General features: G+C 65.4%; 17 protein-coding genes. 9 read left to right on the top strand and 8 right to left on the bottom strand.

All coding sequences use genetic code 11. From position 1 onward, the window contains the following. Window positions 1-453: 453 nt before the first annotated feature. Window positions 454-1338: a PIN domain-containing protein gene (locus tag NQ152_RS10015; RefSeq protein WP_257523871.1), complete on the top strand. Its 885-nt coding sequence runs from the start codon at window positions 454-456 to the stop codon at window positions 1336-1338. A 192-nt stretch (window positions 1339-1530) separates the two neighbouring features. Then, window positions 1531-2022, top strand: a complete 492-nt coding sequence (locus tag NQ152_RS10010; RefSeq protein WP_257523870.1) for a GCN5 family acetyltransferase — start codon at window positions 1531-1533, stop codon at window positions 2020-2022. Window positions 2023-2159: 137 nt separating this feature from the next. Here the strand turns inward: NQ152_RS10010 and NQ152_RS10005 are convergent, their stop codons facing one another. Next, a complete protein-coding gene (locus tag NQ152_RS10005; RefSeq protein ID WP_257523869.1) occupies window positions 2160-2285 on the bottom strand; it encodes a hypothetical protein in 126 nt (41 codons plus the stop codon). Window positions 2286-2335: 50 nt separating this feature from the next. Between NQ152_RS10005 and NQ152_RS10000 the strand changes: the two genes are divergently transcribed. Further along, window positions 2336-2812 carry a hypothetical protein gene (locus tag NQ152_RS10000; protein WP_257523868.1) on the top strand — a complete coding sequence of 159 codons (477 nt, stop codon included), beginning with the start codon at window positions 2336-2338 and terminating at the stop codon, window positions 2810-2812. Window positions 2813-2843: 31 nt separating this feature from the next. On the opposite strand, the gene NQ152_RS09995 is transcribed toward NQ152_RS10000, so the two are convergent. The 3 genes from NQ152_RS09995 to mobF form a co-directional block, all read right to left on the bottom strand. Next, complete coding sequence (locus NQ152_RS09995) at window positions 2844-4193, bottom strand: hypothetical protein (protein ID WP_257523867.1); 1350 nt, start codon at window positions 4191-4193, stop codon at window positions 2844-2846. Between the two features lie 576 nt (window positions 4194-4769). After that, window positions 4770-5120, bottom strand: a complete 351-nt coding sequence (locus NQ152_RS09990; protein ID WP_257523866.1) for a sulfate permease — start codon at window positions 5118-5120, stop codon at window positions 4770-4772. An 81-nt stretch (window positions 5121-5201) separates the two neighbouring features. Then, window positions 5202-8696: a MobF family relaxase gene (gene mobF / locus NQ152_RS09985; protein WP_257523890.1), complete on the bottom strand. Its 3495-nt coding sequence runs from the start codon at window positions 8694-8696 to the stop codon at window positions 5202-5204. A 268-nt stretch (window positions 8697-8964) separates the two neighbouring features. Between mobF and NQ152_RS09980 the strand changes: the two genes are divergently transcribed. Then, entirely contained in the window at window positions 8965-9159 is a 195-nt protein-coding gene (locus NQ152_RS09980) for a hypothetical protein (RefSeq protein WP_257523865.1), read from the top strand. A 278-nt stretch (window positions 9160-9437) separates the two neighbouring features. On the opposite strand, the gene NQ152_RS09975 is transcribed toward NQ152_RS09980, so the two are convergent. Continuing rightward, window positions 9438-10034: a hypothetical protein gene (locus tag NQ152_RS09975; protein WP_257523864.1), complete on the bottom strand. Its 597-nt coding sequence runs from the start codon at window positions 10032-10034 to the stop codon at window positions 9438-9440. 360 nt (window positions 10035-10394) lie between these two features. On the opposite strand from NQ152_RS09975, the gene NQ152_RS09970 reads away from it, so the two are divergent. Then, entirely contained in the window at window positions 10395-13037 is a 2643-nt protein-coding gene (locus tag NQ152_RS09970) for a CFI-box-CTERM domain-containing protein (protein WP_257523863.1), read from the top strand. A 70-nt stretch (window positions 13038-13107) separates the two neighbouring features. Here NQ152_RS09970 and NQ152_RS09965 read toward each other — a convergent pair whose 3' ends face one another. Both NQ152_RS09965 and NQ152_RS09960 read right to left on the bottom strand, forming a co-directional pair. Continuing rightward, a complete protein-coding gene (locus NQ152_RS09965) occupies window positions 13108-14253 on the bottom strand; it encodes a S9 family peptidase (RefSeq protein ID WP_257523862.1) in 1146 nt (381 codons plus the stop codon). Next, entirely contained in the window at window positions 14250-15269 is a 1020-nt protein-coding gene (locus NQ152_RS09960; protein WP_257523861.1) for a hypothetical protein, read from the bottom strand. Before NQ152_RS09960 ends, NQ152_RS09965 begins: the two co-directional genes overlap by 4 nt. 62 nt (window positions 15270-15331) lie before the next feature. Here NQ152_RS09960 and NQ152_RS09955 point away from each other — a divergent pair, with 62 nt between their 5' ends. Beyond that, a complete protein-coding gene (locus tag NQ152_RS09955; RefSeq protein WP_257523860.1) occupies window positions 15332-15844 on the top strand; it encodes a hypothetical protein in 513 nt (170 codons plus the stop codon). Here the strand turns inward: NQ152_RS09955 and NQ152_RS09950 are convergent. After that, window positions 15799-16221: a hypothetical protein gene (locus NQ152_RS09950; protein WP_257523859.1), complete on the bottom strand. Its 423-nt coding sequence runs from the start codon at window positions 16219-16221 to the stop codon at window positions 15799-15801. The genes NQ152_RS09955 and NQ152_RS09950 overlap by 46 nt on opposite strands. 398 nt (window positions 16222-16619) lie before the next feature. On the opposite strand from NQ152_RS09950, the gene NQ152_RS09945 reads away from it, so the two are divergent. Genes NQ152_RS09945 through NQ152_RS09935 form a run of 3 tightly spaced genes read left to right on the top strand, consistent with a single transcriptional unit; the run spans window position 16620 to window position 19263 of the window. Beyond that, window positions 16620-17720 (top strand): ArdC-like ssDNA-binding domain-containing protein, encoded by a 1101-nt coding sequence (locus tag NQ152_RS09945; protein WP_257523858.1) that lies wholly within the window; start codon window positions 16620-16622, stop codon window positions 17718-17720. After that, a complete protein-coding gene (locus NQ152_RS09940; protein ID WP_257523857.1) occupies window positions 17720-18610 on the top strand; it encodes a bifunctional DNA primase/polymerase in 891 nt (296 codons plus the stop codon). Before NQ152_RS09945 ends, NQ152_RS09940 begins: the two co-directional genes overlap by 1 nt. Further along, on the top strand, window positions 18607-19263 hold the full coding sequence (locus NQ152_RS09935; RefSeq protein ID WP_257523856.1) for a DUF2637 domain-containing protein: 657 nt from the start codon (window positions 18607-18609) through the stop codon (window positions 19261-19263). Before NQ152_RS09940 ends, NQ152_RS09935 begins: the two co-directional genes overlap by 4 nt. Window positions 19264-19467 lie beyond the last annotated feature (204 nt).

Genomic DNA, 19467 nt, shown 5'->3' with positions numbered 1-19467 from the left:
GACCGCCGTTCGCATCGAGGCGCCGCCTGTCAGGCGGATCCACCGCACCAAACGACGCCCGACCGAGCGCGACCCGGAGCTCCTCGATCACAGGTACGACGGGTTCGTGGCGCGCCTTCGGAGCGAGGGAACGTTTCTCTGTCGGACCGTCAACCTGCCTGGAGATGTCCAGCAATTCCGTCTCGGTCTACGAGAGGCAGCGCGAGCCGCCGGGGTCGAGATCACGACGTCGATCCGCGGTGACTGGTTCTTTGCTGAGGTAGCCAGTTTCGTGCCGTCGGACGCGTACATGCGGTCCGTCTCGGACGCGATGGGCGACAAGGCGGCAAGGGATGTAGGGATGGGGCTCCTCGAGCACCCGCGACGTCGTCGCCGCTGACAGCAGCACCGCTACGGAGGACCCGCACGGTGGGAAAGCACCGAGACGTCCGCAGTCCCAGCTACCGTGAGGCTATGGTTCAGCTTGCTCCTGGTGGTTCGGCCGCCGCCGCTTTGGCCGCCCTGGAGGAGGCCGCTCGCACCGCCGGGAACATCCTCGGCACCGGCGGAAGCTCCATCGACAAGCTGAACGCGTACCGGCCGTGGTCGAGTCAGCAGATCCGAGCCCTCTCGGCCTGGCTACTTCCCTCGACGGTCGATGACCTCATCGCGACCCGCCGCTACTGGGTACTGCAAGCGCTCGATCCGGCCGCATACGGACTGCCGGCCTTGGGCGACTTGGTCGATCTGGAACTCACCGACTGCATTGCTGCACTCGGGCAGGCAGCCGACGAGATTCGATCAAGACGCGAACAGTGGGGGCGCTGGGGATGGCAGCCGAATGACAGTCGTCCGGGACACCCGGCGATCATCCTGGACACCAACGTGCTCATGCGGCACTCGCACGAGTTGCTCACGATCGGCTGGAACGTCGGCATCGACGTCCGCTATGGACAGACGCTCTCTCTCGGCATCCCAATGACCGCCGTTGAGGAGCTGGACCGCCTCAAGCTCGGCACTGGCACCATGACGCTGAACGGCAAGGACGTGCCACGACGCACGCTCGCGAGGAGGGCGCTGGCGTGGCTTGACGAGACGTTCCCGCATGACTTCTTCTCGACGCAGATCCGAGAGGGTGGGCTTGAGGGGGGTCAACCTGTCTCCGACTTGAACGCGGTCCTCATGGTCGACGATCTGCGACGTGAGCGTCTTGCCCGCCCCGATCTCGACATCCTCGACGATGCAGTCGGGCTCCGACCGTACGTCGCTGACGTTGCCGTTGCCACGTACGACCACGCCATGATCTTCCGGGCCCGAAGCCTCGGGCTGAAGGCGTTTAAGCCGACCAGCGACGAGTAGCTCTTGGCAGCCGAGATCACGAGGAACCGCGCTTCGTCAGCAACAACCGACGGGCTAAGGCTCGAAGCAACTGACTGCGTAGTGGCCTCGAGTTGTTCACAACCGCCGCCGGACTCGATGCGACACGCCGCGGGTGCCGCGCGTGGAGGGACGAGGCAAACCGCGGTGGCGAGGCAGCCGCATGATGGAGGAGTGACGAGTATCGACGATGACGCCTCGCGTAAGGCCGCGCCTCTGACGATGCGAAGCCTTGATCAGGTCGAGGACTACTTCATGCCCTTCGACCTTGAAGTCGACGGGTTCACGGACGGCTGGTGGGACAACCGGGTTGGCAGAGTCGGTACCTCGCACTACGACTGGCTCTCGTTTGAGCGCGATGGTGTGGAAGTCGCGCGCGCCGAGGTGGACTACACGGCAACGCTCGGCGGAGAGTACCTCGGGCGGCCGCTCCCCCGAGATGTCGTCGACATCCCGTTCCTCGAGGTTCGAGAGGGGTATCGCGGCGGTGGGATCGGCCGCAGGGCGGTCGATCTGATCACGGCGAAGTACGCCGGGAGCCTCCTCATAGCGTTCTCGGAGCAAGCCGACGAGTTCTGGACGGCGGTCGGCTGGCAGCGTCGCCCACGCCTCGACAGCGACACGATGTACCGGCGCTTGGTCGTGTGGGACGGACGAGCGGAGTAGCCGCACGCAGGCGAACCTCCCACGCGCGCCGATCTAGGGGCAGCGGCCCGAGCCCGCACCTAGGCGGCTGAAGGCAGTGACCGTTCGAACGTGTCGAGGATCTTCTCGAGGCGACGAAGCGCCTGCTCGCCCTTGCGCTAGGCGGCGTACTCCAGCACGATGTTGCGGTCGTAGCCGTCGCTCGCGGCGAGGTCGCGTAGGTTCTTGATCGTCATGGTCTCGGCGATCGAGTCGTGCCAGCCGTTGTAGCCCTCCCAGACCACGCCGTCGAGCGCCTTGATGCCCGTCTCGGTGAGACCGGAGCACGAAGTGGGTGGAAAAGCTGCAGGATGACGTCGCGGCGCAAAAGGCGAAGATCGCGGCGATGAAGGATCGGCGGGAGAAGTCCACGCTGGGGATCCACCTGCACTCGTCGGAGCGGCGGCTGGCCGTGCTTCTGGCCATCCCCCGGCTCAACGCGGAGCAGATGTGCGCAGACTGCTACACGCCCGCCTTCCAGCACGCCTCAGGTGGTGACATCTACGAGTCCCGCCATTGTCCGCTCTGGCCGATGCACGCCGCGCGAATGGAGCACGTCTGGGAGATCCTCCGCTCCGCCAGCGACCGCGTGCAAGACACCCGGCCCGCCCCACCCACGCCTCAGCCGCTGGCAACGCTGCCCGCGAAGCTGCCGATCGCGGAAGTGATTGCGAAGCTGCAGGAACTGCAGGTGCAGCATCCAGACGCAGTCGTGAAGCGCGGACGGGCCAACCGCTGGGAGCTGTGGCCGGGCGAGGCGCCGACGAGCTAACCATGGCGCGCTGCGGTCCCCGGCCGCGTCGCTACAGGCCTACCGCCGCGGCGATGCCCTCAGTCGCCCAGATCTGCGGATTGTGGGTCGCACCGTGGCTCCAGTAGCGCGGCTTCAGGACGCACTTGGTGACGTTCGATGCGGCAGGGAGCTTCTGCGAGGCCCGGGCGGCCAGCAGCACAATGTCGAACTTCAGCCGCACATCGACGACGCGCCGAACGGCACCGAGCATCTGCCTGTGGTGAGAGTGGATCGGTGCGCTCAGAAACACCACCTCATCTATCTGGCTCCCCGCGTTGACGGCGCGCGCGACTACCTCAGCGCCGTAGCTATGGCCAAACACAGTGCCGAGTCCGGCACTCCCACCGGCCGCAGCGGCCCAACGAGCGAAGCGATGACCGCCTGTCGCCCGCTGCGCGCCACTGTAGGCGCCTGACCAAGCAAACTCCTGCCCGCCTGCGTAGAGCGCCGGCCGCACTCCTGCCGCGACGAATGAATGGAAGTCGCCGCCGGGATACCACCACGAACCCTTCCACCCCCAGGTGCCATGCACCATCGTCGAAGGCGCGATCGTGGCAGTGTTGACACCGTCGAGCTCTGGATTCAACGGGGGCGGCCCCCCACCGTCTGGCTGGTTCAGGAACGAGGCGAAAGACAGCTCGCGCACGATCGGATCGCCGGATCGCTGCCCTAAGTCGGCACGCACCTGGGCGAGAAAGCGCAGCGCCGCGAGCAAGCTGGGAGGATCCGCATTGTCAAACACATCGCGGAGCCAATATGAGCAGTAGCGTTCCCACCCGTCCCCGTCCCACGGCAGCGGCGCCACTGGATTGCCGTCCTCATCGGGCGGGGAGACGAAGTCCGCGAGCGGCCCGGCGAACCGCAAGGAGTCGATCCGGCGATCCAAGAAGCGATATGGCCAGCCCCGCCAGCCCGCAGTCGAGGGCGGCACGACCTGGGGCGGCACAGATGTGAGGATGGCCGACGCTGCGGTAGCGGACTCGCGCTCGAGGCGACTGCCGAGGCCTGCCGCGAGAAGCGCCAAGCGAGCGTAGATCTGTGCCTCGCCGCTGAGCGCCGCAAATGCCGCGTACCGAAGTTCAATCGGCTCGAAGCCGGTGCGGTAGTTCGAAAGAAGATACTCCGCCTCGCGGTACTCGCGCTCCCGCGCTTCCGCGTCGACAAAGCGTGAGGCCAGGTCAGGGTTGATCCCGACTTCCGCCAGGTCCTCCGGAGCGATCAGCAGCTGCGGGCGAGCAGCGACCGGAACCAGCGACGCCATCATGGCGAAGCGAATGGCATTGGTCCCCTCATTGGCGCTCGTCGGCGCAATGGAGTCCGGCGACGAGTGCATGTCGAATGTCGCAAGCTCTTCGTCCACTACTCCCCCAGAAACACGCAGCCACGTCTTGCCCAGACCGTAGCAGGGACTTCGGCCGCGTCATGCAGCGGCGAGTTGCGCTTGTCGAGCACCGGCATTCCGCCCACGGTCCACGAAAAGGGCGCCGGCCCCGTAGCGTCTGCGCGACGGAGCAACCACTGCGGCTGGATTTGCTCACGTGAGTTCGCCCGTCGACTTCTGCAAAACGGTCATGTCTCTGTCGAAGTTGCTTGTACAGCCGCTGGGCACATCGTGCGCGTTCCGTTCCGTCAATGTCGATCGCAACGTGAATCCTCTCGCGTCACAGATCCGCCACCGGACCGGCACGCCCGCTGGAAACGGGGCCCAGTTGACGGCGCTCCCCGAATCTCCCCAGAGTTACTCGAGCAAAAGTCGGGGGATTGAGTGTTCGCCGTCACAGTGAGGTGAGGGGCAACGCGCTGAGTCGCCCGGTTGCGTCCCGAATCCCAATCGTTTCATGGATTTCGCCGGTAAGACCGGCGCATGAGCACGAGCGGTGAGTGACCGCAATTGAGACGGCCAGTGCGCTGACGCCGTCGCGTTGGCGCTTGGATCTCAGCCGACCGACATCGTTTCGTTCGACACATAACCCGCGTCGCGGTAGCGCCGCTCGATCGCCCGAACGCGAACCAGCCGCACGAGCGTGGCCGGCCCGTTCACCACGAACTTCAGCGCGTTCCACAGGCACACAAGCACGAGCAAATTGATCCAACCAGGTGCACCGCTGGCAACCCACTGCGCCAGCGCGGCGGCGATCACGAGGTAGACCACCGCCAGGAGCATCGCAGGCACGCCCCACCTCAGCCCGCGCCGGGTGTGGGTGGCACGGATGAGGATGTTCGTCGGCATGGTCCGCTGGAAAAGCGCGTAGATGCGACTCACGAAGGCAATCAGCAATTGGAACATCGACCAGCCTCTCCTCCAGGCGTGGGGCTTGCGGTCGCGCTCAGGCTACGCCCGCCCCTCCGGCGTCGATAGGACCATCCGCTACAGGTTGTGGACGGCGCGCGTGCGCGCAGGCGCCGGCTGCGGCTGGGTAGGAGCACCCGCCCGTGAGAGCCAAATCGCGCGATCCCGCGCCACGGCTGCGGCCGCGGCATCCATTCGCTGGTTACGCGACGATGCGGGAGCGCCGAGCGCGTCATCCTCGAGAACGCCGTACCGGTCACGATAGGCGGCAACGATGCGCGCCTGGTGCCGCCAGGCACCTGCTCGCGTTGGATCGATGGGGATGCGTCCGAGCGAAGCGACCCACCTCTCCCCCGACGCCACCGCAGAATCGACGAGAGCCGACGCACGCTCCTCGATGAGATGCGCCCGTTCGTCGAGGGCACGCCGCATCTCGGCATCCATCTCCCCTACCGCCTCCGGAATGAGGCCGGCGACCAGCCGGCGCCCACTCCCCCGTGAGCTGCCGCTCGATGGCTGAGCGAGAACGCGCTCGAGTCGCTCGTGGAGCACGGCCGCGGCATCCTGAGCATCTTCGAATCCGCGCGCGGCGGCGATGCGCGGGAGTAGCGCCTCGACATTGTGACCGAGCGCTTCGGCACGTCGAAGCCCTGCGCTCAGGGCGCCGAAGGCATTGGATTCGATCGCCGCGTCCGCCAGTTCGGCGGACAAGCCACACCCGTGAACAAGGCTTGTCCACCGTGGCCGTTGGGCGGATGCCGCGATCGTGTCGTACTCGGCGGCGAGCTGCGCGATCGATCCCCAGGCATCTTGTTCTGTAGCGATCGTCTCGTGTGCCGAGAGCTCGGCGCCGACGTGCCCGAGCACGCCCGCGAGGATGTCGCGGGCCGTGGCATCCGGACCCTCACCGGGATGCAGAGCGGAGTGATTGTCGTCGGGGCGCGACACGACCACATACGCGGTGTTCGAGGCTCTCCCCCGCGTCATCGCGACGTACAGGTTCTCGCGCGTCGTTCCGGGCTCGACGACGGCGTGCGCGGTGTCGGTCGTGATCCCCTGGGCACGGTAGGCGGTCACCGCGTAGCCGAGGTCGACGTTCTCGGCCACGTACTCGGCAGGCAGGGTGAGCGGTCGGGCACCAGCGCGGTCGGTGTTCTGCACGCGCAGCGATCCGTCGCGACGAACGGCGACGACGTTCCATCGCGCGCCGTTTCGCACCCAGTCGCGTCCCGAACGCAGACGACGGTCGTTCTTGCGAGTGATGACGACATCACCGACGGATGCTGCGGACTCATCGCGCAGGGATGCTCCGACCGAGGCATCCACGATGCCGGACAGGATCAGCTCGGCGCGTGCATGTTGGTTGAGCGTGGCGACCGCGTCGCCAGTCTCGGCGACGAGCACGGACGACACACCAGAATCGACATCGCGCAGCCACGCACTGTAGGCGGCATCGGCCATCGCGTCGGCATCGCCGCCGAGGATCCGATCGTGGGCGCCGTACGCATCCAGTGCCTGCAGTCGCCCGTTTCGCAGGTCGAGGGATGCCTCCTTCTCCCACGCGTTGCGGAAGCGATGGACGTCAGCAAGCTCAGGAGCATCGGAGCGTGCTTCGACTAGCATCCGGAACGCACCACCGGCATCGACCGACTGCAGCTGCGCCCAATCCCCCACCAGGAGCACTTTCGCCCCTGCTTGCGTCGCGAGCGCGCTTATGCGGTCGAGCGTGAGCGTGCCGGCGAGAGATGCCTCGTCGATGATGACGAGCTGACCCGCGCGGACAATTGCGCGACCTTGGCCGTGCTCGTGCAGCCACTTGGCGGTGTTCTCGGTCGCGATGCCGAGGTCGTCGGCGAGCTCACGCGCAGCGGCTGCAGAGGGTGCGAGTCCGATGACCGAGCCGCGTCCGTGCTCGTGTTCCCATGCGAGGCGGAGGGCGCGCATCGCGGTCGTCTTGCCCGCACCCGCCGGGCCGATCAAAACGTCAAGCGAGCGCGCGGAGGTTGCGATCGAGTGGAGCGCTGTGCGCTGGTCCTCCCCGAGCACGATGCCGTGGTTGCGGCGCGCACGCTCGGCGCGTTCGAGGGTTGCAGCGCCGATGACCGGTCCGGCGATTGATTGCGACGCTGCGAGCAGGCGCGCCTCCGCATCCAGGAGAGAGATCGACGAGTAGCGCTCGGAGTTCTTCGGGCGGAAGACGCTGGTGCCATCCGCACGTCGGAACTCGGCGGGCGAAAGTGCAAGTTCGGGCGGCGTGATCCGAACGGAGCGTTGCGCCGCGGCATCCGTGATCATGCCCGCGATCGCCTCCCGGTCTTCGGTTGCGATGAAGCGCCATCCCATCGTCTGCCGCGCAGCTTCGGCGTAGAGGTTCCAGTGACTCCAAGTGGACCGGCGCTCGCTTGCGGCCTCGACAACGCGCGCCGCGAGTTGGTTCAGGATGCTGTGCGACACGTCTTCCGCGCGCAAAGGCGTCGCGGCATCTCCATCTCGGATCACAGCTCGCGCCCATGTTGTCGCGTCGCGTCCGAGCAGTCGAGTGGCGCGAGCGCGCCACTCGTGCGTGAGGTCCGCGAGCGATCGGAGCTGCTTGTCGGGGCGGGTCGACAGCGTCGCCTGTTGGCGTAGCCGGATGACCGTGACCTTCGACGGCGCGCGCCCATGCGCAGCGATGTACTCGTCGATGAGCCGATCCTTCTCAATGTCGATGTGCCGCGAGCGCGACGAGAACTCGGCTACGAGACCCTCGGGAACGGTTGCGATCGCCCAGACGGGGTTGCGATCGGCTTCGCGCTCGCGCAGCTCCCACCCGACGCCGAGCGCACGCGTCAGGTAGTCGGCGAACACGGCGTTGTGCAACTCAGAGAGCGCTACCGTTGCCGCGTGCAGCGGTCTCCCGTCGAGCGAGCGCCACCTGCCGTCGAACACTGTGCGGACCTTGTTGCTCACCACTACGTGCGTGTGCAACTGCGGATCACCCGCGCGCGAGTCGAAGTGATCAAAGGCCGCGGCGATCAAGCCGGTGACCTCGACCTGCGCAACCGCGCCGTTGCGTGCTGCCTCGCCGGCGCGAGTCGCGGCGAGCTCGCGCTCCATGAAGGCGAGTACGTCGTCGATGGCATTGTGATGGGCTGCGGCCATCCTCGCTTGTGTATCGGCGTCGGCGACCGCCCAGAGGACGGATGCCGACTTCGGCAGCGAGAAGGTGAAGTCGTAGCCGGCTACGGCACGGCGGCGGGTCTGCTGCGAGGGTGTCGACCCGGGTGAGGTCACGCCATTCGGGCCGGATTCGGAGGCCGCGTAGTAGGGATACGCCCGCCCAAGAGGAGCACCAGTGCCAGGGTCTCGCCCCATCCCCAGCAGCAGCTCGAGTTGGGCTTCGGAGACCCGCGATCCCGCGTCGATCCGCCCGTCGGCAAGGGCGGGCAGCCCGCTCCCGAGCCATCGCCCAGGTGGCGTCCCCGCCTCGGCGTAGTAGCGGGTCAGCGGGGTCGAAAGCGGCCGTTCCCCATCGGCCGCGGCAACAGTGCGAAGGAGGTACTTGTAACCATCCCCGGCGCTCATCACCCGCATCGACACCGACACCCCGGCACCGCCTCTCCTCTGCCAGAAAGGTGCGCCGCGGGGGGGGCGGGCCCCGGCCCCCCCCCCCCGCCGGAACACCAGTGGGGGCGCGCCGGCCGCGCCCCCGGGCACCCCCCCCCCGCGCCCACAAGGGTGCGCGGGGGTGCCCGCTTCCGCGGCCACCGCCCTCGATCTGCAAGACGTGTGGCCGATCACGGACGGCCAGCGTGGCGTCAAAGCATCCGTTGTCGAAGCGACGGCCTGCTAGCTTCGCAAGATGAGACACGAGCCATCCAGCGGATATGAGGATGCGACCCTGAACTATCGCGTCGCGTGGACAATCATGGACAGCGGCGGCCAGCGGGATGAGCGGATCTTCACCAGCCGCGACCAGGGCTGGGATTTCTACCAAGACATGCAGAAGTCGCGCCACGCCTACAAAGTCACCTGGGAGCACATCCCCGCGCAGTAGTCAGCACCACCGCGAGGCAATTGGTCACGACCTTGCGGGGTGGCGGTTGAGGGGGTTCGACTCCGGTCGCTACTCCGTCTACGTCGGTGACAGTTCGTGCTCCGACTCTGCTGTACAGGACCCAGTTCGCCCGGATCGGGGCGGACTTTCCCTGTCGGCAGATGCTGATTTCTCGACGATTCTTGGACGTCCGGGCCCGGACGACAGTGAGTGGCCATGCACGCGGCGACTGATGAGGTCGGCGCCGCTTGGCGGTCCACCAAACTTCATCCGCGTGCTCAGGCCCAGCCAGGCCAAAAGTCGAAGTAGCGGAACTGGCCGAAAGACAGCTCGTCCTGTGCCCTTGTGGCCTTCTCACCGCCGCGCTGAAGCAGATCCGACAATGAGTCGAGCCGGTTACTGTGCAGGGCGATCACGCGATCGGGTCCAAGCTGATCGACGGTGACCCGTGCGGTGGACCACACAGTCTCGACGAACTCATGATTGAAGATCCCAAGCGGAACCTGGGTCATGGCATCGAAGTGGAAGAGGAGGGAGTCGTTACCGCGTGCATCTTCGAATGTCAGCTCCTCGCTTCCCGTTAGGAACCACTGCTCACTGAGGTCCAACTCGTCCTCTTGGCTGTAGGCACGTCGCACGCGCACGGCCAGCAGACACTTGCTGAGATTCGCACTCAGGTCCTGATACAGCGACGGTCTCTCGGGGCCGCCCGTTACAAATGCGAGCAGGTTCGTGAACTGCGTGAAGTCATTTGGCTCAATCTTCCACGCTTTATTCATCAGATCGAACAGTTGCCAAGCGCCGCAGATCGTTGTCAATCGTGCCAGGGGTCGAAAGCCGAAGTCAGCGCCCGATGCGCCGGGCCACGACTGCACGCGCCGACCGAGCGTGTCAAATCGATACTCCGCCGGCAGTCGATCGCGAACCCCCTCGGCAAACGGCGCGACGGTGAGATTCGGGTCCGCTCCTTGAGCTCAAGCGCCCACGCGAGCGTGAATCCTGCGACGATGTCAGAGGGGCTCTGCCACCCAGGCGGGTGATCCGTGAATACCGGCGAGCTGAAATTCACTTCGTTCATCCTCATAAGGGATCCTTTCGACGCCCCAGCGTGTCTGAGTCCGTACATAGCACCGCGGTCGGGTCGCGGCGACACCGTTCCGCGCAAGCGTATTGGTTGGGCGCGAAGTTCGATTGAGAGGCCGGGTCAGCGTTGCCGGGATCGATATGCTCACCGCATGGCTGATCGACCCGGGCGTCCCTCGAGAACTGTCACCGCGATTGCGCTCGGGGATCAGCACGGACTCGCGCTTCTCGATGACGGGACGATCAGGACCTGGGGAAACGCGTACCAGCCCAGGCAGGAACTGAACGAGGTCGTTGCGATTTCCGCCGGTTCCGTGCACAGCCTCGCGCTCTTGCGCAACGGCACAGTCGCGGGCTGGGGGCACAGCGGCGCTGGCCAAGCCGACGTGCCTGAAAATCTCAGCGATGTCGTCGCGATCGCCGCTGGTGGGCGACACAGCCTAGCGCTGCGTAGCGATGGAACCGTCGTGGGTTGGGGTGCGAACGATGATGGACAAACAGAGCCGCCCTACTACCTGCGCGACGCAACTGCGATTGCGGCCGGGTCGTGGCATAGCCTTGCGCTCCGCAGCGACGGAAGTGTCGTGGCATGGGGACATCCCGACTCCGACCAACGCCACGTCCCTTTCGGCCTCAGCGGAGTCGTCGCGATTTCGGCTGGATACGAGAACAGCTCGGCGGTCCTCGCCGACGGCTCCGTCGTCGATTGGGGAAATGACCACGCATTCATGCGTGTACCGGACAGCTTCCGCGACGTGAAGTCTGTGACGTACGGCTGGAAACATCGTCTCGCGATCCTCGGCGACGGCACGGTCGTCTCCGACGGCGGCTGGGCGGGCGGATTCCCTGTTCCGGCTGACCTCGAAGACGTGGTGGCGATCGCCGGCGCCACAATGGAGGGGAGCCACAACTCCTTTGTTGCGTTAATTGGCAGCGGCACGATCGTTGTGCTCAAGAACCCGAGTATCGATTACATGGCCCAGCAGAACTCCGAGATGGGTCTTCTTCCTCGACGATGGCCCGCGCTCGAGGTGCCGGCTGATCTCACCGGAGCTGAGGCACACGATCAACTCGACTCGCCGCGAGACGAGGCCACCTCGACAACGGAGTTCCGGGACCAAGGAGCACAGCACGATGAGCCCGACGCGGTCATCACGGCGCGCTCACTCCTCCATTGGTCGGCAGTAGGCGACGAAGCCCAGGTTCGCTCCTTGCTTGACAACGGTGCTGACCTTGGAGCAGCAACAGACGAAGACGGCGATGGCGTCCTGCGGTATGCGATGGGCACCAAGAGCGCGGGACTGTTCAGCCTTCTCCTCGGTCGAGGCGCTGATGCCAATTCCCCTAGCACAGGCGCCGCGGGCGAGCCTGGGCTTACGATCCTCCATGCCGTTGCGGGCATCGACTGGGCCGAAGGGATACGGCTGCTGGTCGCGAACGGCGCCGAAGTGGACTCGGCACGTGATATTGGTATAACACCGATGATGCTCGCGGCCGGAGCAGGTTGCGACGCCAGCGTTGCAGCGCTTGCCGATCTCGGCGCGGACATCGATGCCTGCGACGACGAGGGGGACTCCGTTCTCTTCTATGCCGCGTCCAAGGGTCGTCGGACCACCGTTGAGGGGCTGCTCGAGCTCGGCGCGAATTGCGACACGGAGCCAGGCGACTCTGGCCACACGCCGCTGACAATCGCAGCCCAGATGGCTTCACCGCTTGGACAGCGGTTGCCCGATGTCCCGTCGAGCGAGTTCGCGCGCATCGTTGTGCAACTGCTCCGTGCAGGCGCCGATCCAGGGCCGATGTATGACGCGGGCCTCGTGTTGGTGAGGGGTGGCGAGACAGCGCCCCGAAGGGATGTCAGCAGTCGGGTCAAGAATCACGACCATTGGGCCGTCGCCTACCTGACTCCCGAAGGCCGCGCTCAAGCTCCGTGGTTAGAAGCCGGGCCTCGTCATCCGAAGACCCCTGGATCCGTGACTCTGCGCAAAGACGAGCCCGACAGCTACACGTTCGCACCCAGAGATGGCATTCCCTACCGCGCGGACGGGCGGTTGACCGAGATGAGCGCTTTGGTGCAAGCACTCCGCAATGAGTATGACTTTCGCGGCCCCCTATCGACATCGACGGCACGCTGCCCAGCGGACTGGGATAGCCAACTCGCGGAGGCCGTAGCGAGCAAGAGGCAAGGCAACTTCTTTGACTCCGCCGCGACGTATGTCCAGCTGTCTCAGACCTCAGGGGTTGTTCACGTTCAGCTACTCCTCGGGCTGTACAAGACTGTCGCCAGTGCGGGGGACGTTGTACTTGCGTACCGACTTCTCGGTGACATCGAGCGGATCGTCGGCAACGAGTCACAGACGTCGGACCACGGCGCCCGAATGATCGATGCCGTCGAGAGCGAACACGCGCTTGTTGAGTACCTCCGCGACATAAACGGGAACGCGTCTTACAAGTTGCCGCGCGCGTACCCCGAGATTCTCGGCGACTGGCGTGAGTACCAGCAGCTCGTCCGCGACACCATGGCGAAACTCAAGAAGATCGACCGTGGCGGTTGCTACATCGCAACCGCGGTCTACGGATCCTACGATGCGACCCCGGTCTTGACGCTTCGCCGATTCCGCGATCGCGTCCTCGCACGGTCGCCGATCGGACGGATCGCGATCCGCACGTACTACGCGATCAGCCCGCCGCTCGCACGACACTTTGTGGGTGCATCTGCGCTAAATCGCTGTGCGAGAACCGCCCTCGACGCTCTTGTCCGCCTGCTCGATCGGCGGGGCTACGGCTCCGAGTGATCTCACGATGTCAGCCGTCCGCTACAGCCGAGGCGCGCTTGAAGACCTGAACCATACAGCTCGATTGGGCTCAGGATCGGTTGGAGAGCCAGGCTGCGACAGTGGATCGCCAGCGCTCTCGGTCGGAGTTCCACGTCATCGTGTGATCCGCATCGAAGATTTCGAGCTGAACGAGATCTGGGCGCAGCGCTGCAAGCTTGCGAGAGACGGCAGGCGGCGCCGAGTCGTCATCCGCTCCATGCAAGATCAAAGTAGGGACTGCCAGCTCCTGAGCGCGCGTGATCCAGTCAAGATCCCCGAGCGGGATGGCGCCAGGCAGGCCGATTGCGCGTGCGAGCAGAGGCGATATGAGCCACGGGAGCGCGAGGAGCCCCGCCGCGGCAGGCAGCCGGGCGCGAGCGCAATTCGCCTTGATCGTCGCGATCCAGTCGAGAACGGGCGACTCAAGCAAGAGCCCGGATATCAGCCGCCTGTAATGCGGCCGCGCGGCGAGCTGGAGCGCGACCTGTGCTCCCATCGACCAGCCGAAGAGAACGACGCGACGCGCGCCGTGATCGATGGCGTACTGGATCGCAGCATCCACGTCGTCGACTTCAGTGGCGCCAAGGGTTGACCGACCGCTTCCGCGCCTCGGGCCCTCCCCGTCGTTCCTGTAGCTGACGACGAGGGACGTGTAGCCCAGCTCGGTGGTGACTTGCACACCGCGCAGCGTTCCGGCGCGCGGGCTGCCGAGCCCATGGATGTGGATAGCCCACCTGGTTGACTGCGAGTCGCTGCCATCGATGCGCCACGCTGGCGCCGGCCCCGACCGCGTGGGGATGGCAATGTCGTAGGCACTGAGGCCCGCATCGACGGGCGTCATGAAGTAGATGCCACTCCACGAGGCGCGCTCGTCGGCTGACGGTGTGAAGCCCGGTGCTGTTGCTGTCACGGCTCGTGCGAGGCGCCCAGACCCGCGATCAAGTACCTCGGCAGACAGCTGCACCCAATGGCCACCTTGAAACAGCAGAGTGAACTCACCCGGGGACTCAGTTTGATGCGTTCGATCGAGCACGATCACCTGCCGGTCGCCATCCTGTTCGACGGCACGGATGGACAGGTCGAATCGGCGCGTGCGCGAAGGCCCCGTCAGGCGCCGCGCGATCACCAAACCGAGTCCCAACGATAGGGACGCTGTGGCGGCCATCACGCCCCACAGCGCAATCGGGCCTCTCATGCCGCCCCTCGTTGAGACGTGCGCCGCGTGGCAGGCGCAACCGACGTATGAAGTCGAGCTTCGTCGGTTCCGAGGAGATGCTGCTCCGCACGTTCAAGGACGAGACGGTCGCGTGCGTTGAGAGAAAAGGACACGCGCGGGTCGATCATCGCGTCGCGGATCTCTACGACCTGTCGATGCAACTGTGCCTCGAGGCCATCGGTTTGCACGGACGCGGCATCCGTCTGACTCAATCCCGGGCGAACGATCGTCGCCGCTCGCCATGTGGGCGAGAGTTCCTTGATGAGCGTGCGTGTTCGCGCCGCCCTCCGGCGCGCGCTCAGGTAGCGCACTGTCGGCTGCCCAGCGAGTCCGACGCAGAGGAAGAGAAAGGTCAATATGTAAACCGGTCCATACGCGATAGACACGTCAGCCATCACGTCTACACGCCCGGCAACGTGTGCGATGTCCATGATGAGGACGACGACACAGAGAACCACTCCGAGGAGCGCGCCGAAGACGAGACAACCGGCAGGCAAACGCTGTAGACCAACGCTCAGCCGATACTGGCGACTCGCGAGGACTGCCATGGTGCCAACGACGATCCCGTAGTAAGTGAACTGGATCATCGAGTACGCAGCTGCTGCAGGTTGCGCTCCGAGATCGATCATGAAGTTGGTCGTCGTGGCGCCACGGTCGATGAGCAAGAAGGTGATCACGACGCCACCCAGAGCAACAAGGAGGGTTGTGGTGCCGAGCGCTATGCGGACAGGGCCGGGCTGATATTCCCCCGCTTTCATGATCCCTCGGCCAAGGAAAAAGATCCCGACCATGAGCGCGCAGTCCCCGATGAGGGTGGCGACATTCGAGCCACCGAGGAGTGCATCGATGGGCTGGTAGACCGCATCAACGTTGATCGTCATTGCGACGGCGATCGTGATCGCCGCGTAGGTGATGCTTCGTTCGGCTCGTCCGCGGCGCAGGATGAGCAGGCTCGCCACGAGTAGCCACATCAGCACTGCGACGAAGGTCTGCATCACCCGAAGATCTCGAGGTAACGCGATTCGCCGTATACCGAGCCTCGGATTGCCGCAGCGAGATGGTCAGCCAAGGCCTCAGCCGCTATCTCGGTGTCAGAGTCCAGGTCTCGCCGAGTGAGCAGCCGGCGGCGAGTTCGGGCGGGGATGTCGGGAAGCAGGAAGTCTTCCGTCGAGCATTCGTCGTCGTCTCCGTGCCCGAGGATCATGTGGGCGAACTCGTGCAGGACGAACTGCTGGCGATGGAGGACGGAGTCGCTGTGGGCGTGAAGGACGAAGTCTTCGCTCTCGGTGATGAGCCACACCGCGCAGATGCCGTCGTGATCGCCGAGATCCGCAAGTTCCACGATTCGGAGTGTGCGCTGCCGGTGATCCTGAATTGCCCGAACGAGATCGTCAAAGGTGAAGGTGCTACCCAGCGCAAGGTCTGCGACGGCCGTCGACACGGTCTGCTCGATATTCACGATGTCACTCCCGTCTGGGGAGCATGTGCCGGTGGGGGGCCACAAGGGACCGGCAAGGGCACTGCTCAGGTATGTGTCATTTCCTCGTCCAGGAATCTGCTGATCGCCTGAAGAGCCTTCGGGGAGATATCTCCCAGGGTGCGCGCGGCGTAGGACTTCACCTTCGCTGCTCGCATCGCCCGCACAAGATCCAGCTGCGCGGTGATCTTGTCCGGGGTTGCTACCCCGTCCTCGCCCAGGAGGAACGCGGCATCCACGTCGAAGAACGCAGCCAGCCCTTCGAACAGCGCGGGGTCTTGCACGAAGCGATGGCCGTTGACCATGTATGTCCATCGAGATCTCGACAAATTGATGCCGCGCTTCTCGAGGAACGCCGCAATCTGGGCGTAGGTCGGTTCGGAACCCGACTCGGTGATCGCGACGTCAAGGAGCAGCCTGAGGCGTTTCGCGAGGTCTTCCGCGGCCACTTTGCTCTCGTCTTCTGTCATTTCGGTAGACCACCCTTCCCCTCGGGTGAGGCAAGGCTTGTCGTTTCGGAGCGCCCGTCGACGGGCGTTGAGAATGCTCAATTTACTCGTTGATCATGCTCAAATCAACCGTTGCGCATGATCAATGTCGGTGCTAGAAACAACTTGAGAGGCATTTGAGCATGCTCAAAGAGGAGGCCATCGCCCAGGACGGATCACCGGAGTTGCCGGCACTCCACCCCCACCAAGTCGGCGCGGTGGCGCACCCGAACTTCATGAGCGCGCCCGCTAGAGCGCGAACAGTTGTACGACCGTCTCGGGTTGGTCGTTCGTACGCTCCCCCGTCGGCTCCGGTGAGATGGCGCGTACCTCCCACAGGAAGCCGCTCTGTCGGCCGATCAGAAGGAGGTGCCCGCGCCATGACTCGCCAACCCCCCACCGTCGGTTCCACCGAGGCGAAGCTAGAACGGCTGCACGCTCAGCTGGCGGATGCCGTGGCCACGCTCGTTACGGGCGATGACTGGGTACGGGCTCTCGAGTTCGCCGCGCGATTCCGCTCTCGTTCGTTCAACAACACCCTTCTCATCTGGATGCAGCACCTCGCTGCGTTCGAGCAGGGCAGGGTGGCTGAACCCACGCCGACGTACGTCGCGGGGTTCCGGCAATGGCGCACGCTTGGGAGGTCGGTCGACCGCGGCCAGACCGGCTACATGATCTTTGCGCCGATCCTCGCGCGATTCGCGTCCCCCACCCCACAGATCGCCGAGTCATGGCGTCGTCTTGCGCCTCGCGAGATCCCGAGCCGCAACGACGTCGTGCGCACGCGACTGGTCGGCGTGCGGCCCGCATACGTGTGGGATGCCTCGCAGACGAGCGGTGTCCCGATTCCCCACGTGCCCGCTCCGCAGTTGCTCGCGGGCGAGGCACCACAGGGTCTCTGGGATGGTCTGGCGTCCTTGGTACGGGGGCACGGGTACACACTTCGCATTGTTGGGAGCGATCGCGATCTCGGCGGAGCCAACGGCATGACTGACTACCTCACACGGAGCGTTGCCATTCGGGGTGACATAGACCCCGCGGCGCGTACGAAGACGTTGGCGCACGAGCTGGCGCACGTGATGCTGCACGGCCCTGACAACGCGGATGCCGTACTCCATCGCGGGATCGGGGAGGTCGAAGCGGAGTCCGTGGCTCTGATGATCGGAGCGGCCCAGGGCCTCGACACATCGGGCTACACGATCCCGTATGTGGCGACCTGGGCAAGATCCGTCGATGGAAAGACGCCGGTGGAAGTGGTGCAAGCCACTGGTGAGCGAGTGCGGACGACAGCGCTCACGATCCTCACGGAGTTGCCGACGTTGCAGGCCGGCTCGGGCGACCCGCCGGGTCTGACGAGGGAAGCGCAGCGGGGTGCACTTCAGCCAACCGCTGCTATTCCGGTGGAACGGCTCGATAATGTCCGCTTCGCGAGCGGTCGTCGCACCCTTGCCCAATCCGCAATCTCGGCCCGGGACCTGTGATGGACACCGTCGCCCTGTTCGCCGGAATGATCGGCCTCTCGCCGCGGGAAGGCGCCGCTCGATTCGCTGCGGCAGGAGTCCCGATCTTCCCCTGCAAGCCAGCGGAGAAGCGGCCGCTCACAGAGCACGGGTTCCGCGACGCGACCTCCGACGACCGGCAGATTGCCCGATGGTGGTCTCGATGGCCCGAAGCGAACATCGGCATGCCGACCGGGCGAGCTTCCGCCCTTGAGGTCGTAGACATCGATGTGCACGGGCGGGTGCGCGGATTCGCAGCCTTCGAGCTCGCTCGCCGGGAAGGTCTCGTGGATCGCTGGCAGGCGCTGGTGAAGACGGCGTCCGGTGGGATGCACGCCTACTACCCCGCAGACCCTGATCGCGTTCAGGCATCGTGGCAGGCCGCCCGCGCCGGCATCGACTTCCGAGGCGAGGGCGGCTACGTCATCGTGCCGCCGTCGCTGGTGCTGTTCGAAGGCAACACGTCCGCGTATGAGCTGATCGGCGCTGGACGCGGGGACGCCGTGTCAATCGACGGATCGGCGCTTCGACAGTTCCTTGACCCGAGGCCGGCCCCCGCTGCGACGCTGCGCGCGGAGGCACGCCTCGATGTTGACGCGGAGCGTATCGCGGCCTGGATGGCCGCGCGGGCTGAGGGCGAACGGAACCGCGCCTTGTACTGGGCCGCATGCCGGCTCGCGGAGAACGGGATCACCGATGAGAGTGCGCGCAATGTACTCGGGCCTGCGGCGGAGCACGCGGGGCTGCATCACGCCGAGATCCTGACGACCATCCGATCTGCGTACCGAACGGTGGTGGGGCCGACGCCACCCTTTCGCAGCAGTGGTGGCAGTTCAAAATCCCGTTCGCTCAGCGGGCAGGTGATCTCGTGATCATCGGTGCTACGGACCCGCGGTCAGGACGGATTGCCGTGTGGACCGCGGTTGTCGGCACCGTATTCATCGCTGTTGGCGCGTTCTGGTTGTCGTTCACCGCTCTCGCGGATCTCGCACGCCGGTCCGGCATCGCGGCGACGCAGGCGTGGGCGTGGCCGCTCATTGTCGACGGAATCATCGTCGTCGGAACTGTTGCCGTGGTCGCGCTCGCCGGACAGCGGGGTGCGTGGTATCCGTGGATGCTGCTCATGATCGGTGCTGCGGTATCGGTCGCCGCAAACTCGATCCATGCCGTCGTCGCGGCCGATGCCGATGTTCTTCCCGTGCTTGCAGCGTCGGTTGCCGCAGTACCGCCGCTGGTGCTTCTCGCGATCACTCACCTGACGGTCGTTCTCACCCAGCGATTCCGGCTTCACGTTTCCTCCACAGCAGAGACGTCACGAGACCTGTCCACAGAAGTCGTTCCGATTCGCTCGCTGGTCGAGGTTCCGGAGAAGGGTGCCCGTAGAAGCGTTGCCGCGCTGATGCGTCAGCGCGGGATGTCGAACAAGGAGATTGCGAGCGCCACGGGAGTTCATCCGTCGACAGTCGGCCGGTGGTTCGGGGGGACGATCGGCACACCTGAGGTTCAGAAGGAGGTTACGTCATGAACGAATACGAGCGAGTCGAGCGATCCGGGCTGCCGCTTCGCTTGGACGCGTCCGAGCGTGAACGTGAACTCGTCGATAAGCGGTCACCCGAAGAGGTCTCCGAATTGGCGCGGCACGGCGATCCTTCGCTTGCGAGGCAGCCGCTGTCCCTATCCGGCGCTGAGCGGGTTCGAAGCGAGGTGGTCTGGATGCGACCTACGGAAC

Origin of the sequence: Microbacterium sp. zg.B48 (genome assembly GCF_024623505.1) — a bacterium.
Classification (GTDB): Bacteria; Actinomycetota; Actinomycetes; order Actinomycetales; family Microbacteriaceae; genus Microbacterium.
This window is presented reverse-complemented; position numbering and strand designations above follow the sequence as displayed.

Excerpts from the sequence above, each read along its gene's own strand:
- NQ152_RS09960 (WP_257523861.1), bottom strand. The coding sequence starts at position 15,269 with ATGCAGACCTTCGTCGCAGTGCTGATGTGGCTACTCGTGGCGAGCCTG.
- NQ152_RS09945 (WP_257523858.1), top strand. The coding sequence starts at position 16,620 with ATGACTCGCCAACCCCCCACCGTCGGTTCCACCGAGGCGAAGCTAGAA.
- NQ152_RS09955 (WP_257523860.1), top strand. The coding sequence starts at position 15,332 with ATGGTCAGCCAAGGCCTCAGCCGCTATCTCGGTGTCAGAGTCCAGGTC.
- NQ152_RS09990 (WP_257523866.1), bottom strand. The coding sequence starts at position 5,120 with ATGTTCCAATTGCTGATTGCCTTCGTGAGTCGCATCTACGCGCTTTTC.
- NQ152_RS10015 (WP_257523871.1), top strand. The coding sequence starts at position 454 with ATGGTTCAGCTTGCTCCTGGTGGTTCGGCCGCCGCCGCTTTGGCCGCC.
- NQ152_RS09980 (WP_257523865.1), top strand. The coding sequence starts at position 8,965 with ATGAGACACGAGCCATCCAGCGGATATGAGGATGCGACCCTGAACTAT.
- NQ152_RS09965 (WP_257523862.1), bottom strand. The coding sequence starts at position 14,253 with ATGAGAGGCCCGATTGCGCTGTGGGGCGTGATGGCCGCCACAGCGTCC.
- NQ152_RS09940 (WP_257523857.1), top strand. The coding sequence starts at position 17,720 with ATGGACACCGTCGCCCTGTTCGCCGGAATGATCGGCCTCTCGCCGCGG.
- NQ152_RS09950 (WP_257523859.1), bottom strand. The coding sequence starts at position 16,221 with ATGACAGAAGACGAGAGCAAAGTGGCCGCGGAAGACCTCGCGAAACGC.
- mobF (WP_257523890.1), bottom strand. The coding sequence starts at position 8,696 with ATGCGGGTGATGAGCGCCGGGGATGGTTACAAGTACCTCCTTCGCACT.
- NQ152_RS09970 (WP_257523863.1), top strand. The coding sequence starts at position 10,395 with ATGGCTGATCGACCCGGGCGTCCCTCGAGAACTGTCACCGCGATTGCG.